We start from the raw sequence: 5,410 nt of genomic DNA on the forward strand, positions 1-5,410 counted from the left end.
CCGTGCTCGATCGAGCGGGCGGCGTGGGCGAGCGCGTCCAGGCCGCCGGCCTCGTCGCTGGCGACGACGCCGCACGGGCCCTTGTAGCCGCCGCGGATCGAGATCTGTCCGGTGCTGGCCGCGTAGAACCAGGCGATGGACTGGTAGGGGCCGACGAACCGGGGCCCCTGGCCCCAGAGCTGCTGGAGCTCGCGCTGGCCGAACTCGCCGCCGCCGGAGCCGGCCGCGGTCACCACGCCGACGGCGTAGGGCCGTTCGGGGTCCGGCGTGAAGCGGGCGTCGGCCACCGCGAGGTCGGCGGCGGCCATCGCGTAGTGCGTGAAGCGGTCGGTCTGCACCAGGAAGCGGCTGTCGATCACGGTCTGCGGGTCGAAGTCCCGCACCTGTCCGGCGACGCGCAGCGGCAGCTCGGTGCAGCCCTCGCGGGATATCCGGTCGAGGACGCTCACGCCCTGCCTGGTGGCCTTCCAGAAGGCGTCGGCCCCGACACCGTTCGGTGCCACCACGCCGATGCCGGTGACCACCGCCCGGCGGCCCTGCTGACGTGACGTCATGGATCTCACCCCGTTCTTTTGAGCACGACGGCGGACTGGAATCCGCCGAATCCGCTGCCGACCGAGAGGATGTGGCTCAGTGGCAGCTCGCGCGCGGTGCGCGGCACGTAGTCGAGGTCGCACTCCGGGTCCGGAGTCTCGTAGTTGGCGGTCGGCGGCACGACGCCGTGGGCGAGCGCCAGGGTGCAGGCGACGACCTCGATGGCGCCGATCGCGCCGAGCGAGTGCCCGACCATCGACTTGATCGAGCTCATCGGCGTGCGGTAGGCGTGCGCGCCGAGCGAGCGCTTGACGGCGGCGGTCTCGTGCCGGTCGTTCTGCTTGGTGCCCGAGCCGTGCGCGTTGACGTAGTCGACGTCGGTGGCACGCACCCGGGCGTGGGCGAGCGCGTCGTCGATCGCCCGGGACATCTCCAGCCCCTCCTGGGTGAGGCCGGTCATGTGGTAGGCGTTGCCGTAGGTGGCGAAGCCGCCGACCTCGCCGTAGATCCGGGCGCCGCGGCGGCGGGCGTGCTCCAGCTCCTCCAGTACCAGGACGGCGCCGCCCTCGCCGAGGACGAAGCCGTCCCGGTGGGCGTCGAAGGGGCGGGAGGCGTGCGCCGGGTCGTCGTTGCGCTCGCTGGTGGCCTTGATGGCGTCGAAGCAGGCGACGGTGATCGGCGAGATCGGGGAGTCGGAGGCGCCGGCGACGCAGATGTCGGCGCGTCCCTCCTCGACGGCCCGGAAGCCGTAGCCGATCGCGTCGAGGCCGGAGGTGCAGCCGGTGGAGACGGTCTGCACCGGGCCGTGCGCGCCGACCCGTTCGGCGACCGCGGAGGCCAGCGTGCTGGGCGCGAACGCCCGGTGCAGCTGCGGCTCGGCCTGGCGGTGGTCGACGTCCCAGCGGGCGCCGGCCGAGCTGACCAGGGCGTAGTCGTGCTCCAGCCGGGTGGTGCCGCCGACGGCGGTGCCGAGCGAGACGGCGATCCGCCACGGGTCCTCGACGGCGAGGTCCAGGCCCGCGTCGGCGATCGCCTCGCCGGCCGCGACCATCGCGAACTGCACGTAGCGGTCGGCGCGTTGGACGTCCGCGGGGCCCAGCCCGTGCGCCGCCGGGTCGAAGTCGCACTCGGCGGCGATCCGGGAGCGGAACCCGGTGGGGTCGAAGAGCGTGATGCCCCGGGTGGCGGTGCGGCCGGAGGTGAGGAGGTCCCAGAAGGCCGGGACCCCGACCCCGCCGGGCGCCACCACGCCGATCCCGGTGACGGCGACCCGCCGGGTCACGAGGCCACCTTGGCGTGTTCCGGCGGGCCCGAGGTCGCGGACTCCTCGGTGCTCACGTGGCCGAGGTCGGGGCGCGGGGCGAGCGGGCCGCAGTGGAAGACCATCCGGGCCTCGGTGTCGCCGACGTTGCGGAAGCGGTGGCGCATGTTGATCGGGATCATCAGGCCCTGGTCGGGCTTGAGCGAGCGGGTCTCCCCGTCCAGGTCCACCTCCAGGTCGCCGCAGACGACGAACACGAACTCCTCGGAGTACGGGTGGTAGTGCTCGGCGATCTTCTCCCCGGGCCGGACGATGGCCAGGCCCATGAAGCCGCTGGTCGCCCCGCAGCTGGTCGGGGTGAGCATGGTGCGCAGCTCGGCGCCGTGGCGGCGGTTCTCCGGAGCCTCGGCGGCGTCGACGATCCGTGGGTACTGCGTGGACATGGTGTTCCTCCGGGTTGGGTGGCGGGGCCGGGTGTCGGAGCGTCAGTTCGGCTGCGAGCTGCGGTCGGTGATCGGCGTCATGTGGCGGGCGGCGAGGAACGCGCGCAGGCCGGTGACGCTGCGCAGGTCGCCCTCGGGGCCGAGGTCGAGCAGCTTGGCGAGCGCCGCGGCCTCCGCGTCGCCGGCCACGCCGAGCGCGGCGGCCGGGTCGGCCTCGGCGGGCACCCGCAGGTCCACCAGGCGCACGACGACGTCGTCGCGCCGGAACACGGTGCTCGCCGCGACCGGGCCGGTCGGGTCGGCGGTGGCGAGGTCGTCGTGGTCGGCCAGCAGGTCGGTGACGGCCTGGCCGTGGCCCGGGCGGACCGGGTAGAGGACGGCGTGCCGGTGCAGCCGCCCGGACGAGGGCGCGGTGGCGATCGCCTGCTCCTTGGCGGGCAGCGCGGCGCGGGCGAAGAAGGCGCGCGCGGACTGCGGGTCGCCGAGCTGCCTGGCCTCCTCCAGGTACGGGTTGATGGCCTCCTCGACGGCCCGCACCTCGGGCTGCATCGCGACGTGGCGCAGCGCGTCACCGAGGCTGCCGGTCACCTCGACGGCCCGCACGACCCGGTTGCCGTGCATGAACAGCGAGGTGCGGCGCAGCCGGGTGTGCTCGTCCACGTCGGCCTTCGGGGAGGTGTAGCCGGCCAGGATCCGGGCCACCTCGGGCTCGCTGCCGGGCTTGACCGTGAAGGTCAGGGCGTGGCGGACCACGCCGTCGGGGCCGGGCTCGGCCTTCGGCGGGCCGACGTGCCCGGCGGGCTCGGTGCGCGGCAGGCCGGGCGGCACGTCCATCGGGGCCCGGGTGCCGGTGGCGCCGCCGGAGGCGGAGGTCTCGCGCAGGACGACGTAGCGCATCGAGCGGAAGTTGTCGCTGACGCATCCGTGCATGGGCTTGACCATCTCCCGGTGGGCGTCGCTGTCGACCCACTGCAGGAAGGTCTCCTGGTCCTCCCACTCGCTGGTGATCAGCCACTGCCGGGGGTCGTTGATCGACTGGCAGAGCTGGTCGCTGACGTGGCCGGGGACCGCGGCCACCTCGTGGCGCAGCTGCTCGTAGACGTCCATGAAGCGCTGCTGCGCGCCGTCCTGGATCTCCAGCATCAGGACGACCCGCAGCCGGGTCTCGGACTCGGCGTGCTGCGGCGCCTGCGGTTCGGACAGAGTTGTCATGATCCACTTTCTGCTCTGGGCCGCACGCTGTGGGCCTGACGTGGGCCGCGTCCGGCGGGGCGCTCCCGGCCTGGGAGGGCGGTGCGATGGCGGTCGGCCCGGGCGGTCGGCGCCAGGCCTGAGGTCGATCGTGCGCGGCGCGTCCGGGGGTGCGCGAGATTTGCGGGCCATCCGGGCGAAGGGGCGGCACAAGGCGGCCCCGGCGGGGGATGGAAGACCGGGGCGGCCGCCGCTGCGGGCCCCTTCGAGGGCGGTGCCGGGCCCATCTGCCGGGCCGCGGAATCCCCGTACAGGGTGGAGCAATTGATGAATCCGAAGGTTGACGACCGGGTGCCGGTCCTGATCGTGGGCGGCTCGCTGGTCGGGCTGTCGGTCTCGCTCTTCCTCGGCCGACTGGGTGTCAGACACCTCCTGGTCGAGAAGCACACCGACACCTCGCATCACCCGCGTGGCCGAGGCAACAACGTCCGCACGATGGAGCTGTACCGGGTGGCCGGGATCGAGCCGGCGATCCGCGAGGCGGCCTCGGTGCTCGCCCCGAACCACGGCATCCTCCAGGCGCCCTCGCTGACCGGCGCCGAGCAGGAATGGCTGTTCCGGGAGATCGACCCGGGCGGGCGGCTGGCCCGCTTCAGCCCCAGCTCGTGGTGCCTGTGCAGCCAGAACGACCTGGAGCCGGTGCTGCTGCGCGCGGCCCGCGACCTCGGCGGCGACGTCCGCTTCGGCACCGAGCTGCTCTCCTTCGAGGAGGACGCCGACGGTGTCACCTCGGTGCTGCGCAGCCGGGAGACCGGCGAGGAGCGGCTGGTGCGCTCGGAGTACCTGGTGGCGGCGGACGGCCCGCGCAGCCCGGTGCGGGAGCGGCTCGGCATCGGGCAGAGCGGCAAGGGCGAGCTGTTCCACAACGTGAGCATCACGTTCCGGGCCAAGCGGCTGGCCGAGGCCGTCGGCGACCGGCACTTCATCGCCTGCTACCTCACCAACCCGGAGGCGGACGGCGCGCTGCTGCCGGTGGACAACCGGGAGGAGTGGGTCTTCCACGCGCCGTGGCACCCCGAGCACGGCGAGCCGCTGGAGGCGTTCACCGACGAGCGGTGCGTGCGGCACATCCGCACCGCCGTCGGGATGCCGGAGCTGGACGTCGAGGTGACGGGCCGGGCGCCGTGGCACGCGGCCGAGCGGGTCGCCGGGAGCTACGGCACCGGGCGGGTCTTCCTCGCCGGGGACTCGGCGCACGAGATGTCGCCGACCGGCGCGTTCGGCTCCAACACCGGCATCCAGGACGCGCACAACCTGGCCTGGAAGCTGGCCGCCGTGCTGTGCGGCTGGGCCGGGCCCGGCCTGCTGGAGACGTACGGGCAGGAGCGCCGGCCGGTGGCGCGGGTGACCAGTGAGCGGGCCTCGGCGCGCTCGGCCGAGCACAGCCACCCCGGGTACGCGGTCGTGCCGGGGGTCGGGCGGCAGGCCGGGGTGCTGGCGGTGGCGCTCGGCTACCGCTACCCGCGGGGCGCGGTGGTCGGGACGGACCCGGCGGGCGAGGTCGTCCCCGAGACGTTCGAGTCGGCGGGCGAGCCGGGCAGCCGGGCGCCGCACCAGTGGCTGGTGTGCGCGGGCGTGCGGCTGTCCACGCTGGACCTGTACGAGCAGGCGATGGTGCTGCTCACCGGACCCGGCGGCGAGGCCTGGCGCGCGGGGGCCCGGCGGGCGGCGGACGCGCTGGCCGTCCCGATGGACGCCTACCGGATCGGCGACGACGCGGAGGACGACCTGGCGCCGGAGCCGGGCACGGACTTCGCCGAGCTGCACGGCATCGGCCCGGACGGCGCGGTGCTGGTGCGCCCGGACGGCTTCGTCGCGTGGCGCTCGCCGGGCGCGGTCGAGGACCCGGAGGCGGCGGTGGCGGCGGCGCTGAAGGCGGTGCTCGGCCTCTGACACACGTCGGCCTCCTCTGACGCACGCG

The 5,410-nt window shown here is 74.5% G+C and carries 5 protein-coding genes; 1 reads left to right on the forward strand and 4 read right to left on the reverse strand.

All coding sequences use genetic code 11. From position 1 onward, the window contains the following. The 4 genes from AB0O00_RS28245 to AB0O00_RS28260 form a co-directional block, all read right to left on the reverse strand. Positions 1–554 (reverse strand): beta-ketoacyl synthase N-terminal-like domain-containing protein (locus tag AB0O00_RS28245; protein ID WP_363656440.1); only part of this gene is annotated, 554 nt, incomplete at its 3' end. A 5-nt stretch (positions 555–559) separates the two neighbouring features. Further along, entirely contained in the window at positions 560–1,816 is a 1,257-nt protein-coding gene (locus AB0O00_RS28250) for a beta-ketoacyl-[acyl-carrier-protein] synthase family protein (protein ID WP_363656441.1), read from the reverse strand. Continuing rightward, the gene (locus tag AB0O00_RS28255; RefSeq protein ID WP_363656443.1) at positions 1,813–2,238 is read right to left on the reverse strand and encodes a cupin domain-containing protein; all 426 of its coding nucleotides are present in this window, start codon (positions 2,236–2,238) and stop codon (positions 1,813–1,815) included. The genes AB0O00_RS28250 and AB0O00_RS28255 overlap by 4 nt, the downstream gene beginning before the upstream one ends. Before the next feature lie 42 nt (positions 2,239–2,280). Continuing rightward, positions 2,281–3,450: a SchA/CurD-like domain-containing protein gene (locus AB0O00_RS28260; RefSeq protein ID WP_363656445.1), complete on the reverse strand. Its 1,170-nt coding sequence runs from the start codon at positions 3,448–3,450 to the stop codon at positions 2,281–2,283. Between the two features lie 306 nt (positions 3,451–3,756). Between AB0O00_RS28260 and AB0O00_RS28265 the strand changes: the two genes are divergently transcribed. Next, the gene (locus AB0O00_RS28265; RefSeq protein WP_363656447.1) at positions 3,757–5,382 is read left to right on the forward strand and encodes an FAD-dependent monooxygenase; all 1,626 of its coding nucleotides are present in this window, start codon (positions 3,757–3,759) and stop codon (positions 5,380–5,382) included. Positions 5,383–5,410: the final 28 nt, after the last annotated feature.

It is taken from the genome of Kitasatospora sp. NPDC093558 (assembly GCF_040683475.1).
Lineage (GTDB): Bacteria > Actinomycetota > Actinomycetes > Streptomycetales > Streptomycetaceae > Kitasatospora.

Bases quoted from the DNA above. Each gene is read 5' to 3' on its own strand.
- AB0O00_RS28255 (WP_363656443.1), bottom strand. From the start codon at position 2,238: ATGTCCACGCAGTACCCACGGATCGTCGACGCCGCCGAGGCTCCGGAG.
- AB0O00_RS28265 (WP_363656447.1), top strand. From the start codon at position 3,757: ATGAATCCGAAGGTTGACGACCGGGTGCCGGTCCTGATCGTGGGCGGC.
- AB0O00_RS28260 (WP_363656445.1), bottom strand. From the start codon at position 3,450: ATGACAACTCTGTCCGAACCGCAGGCGCCGCAGCACGCCGAGTCCGAG.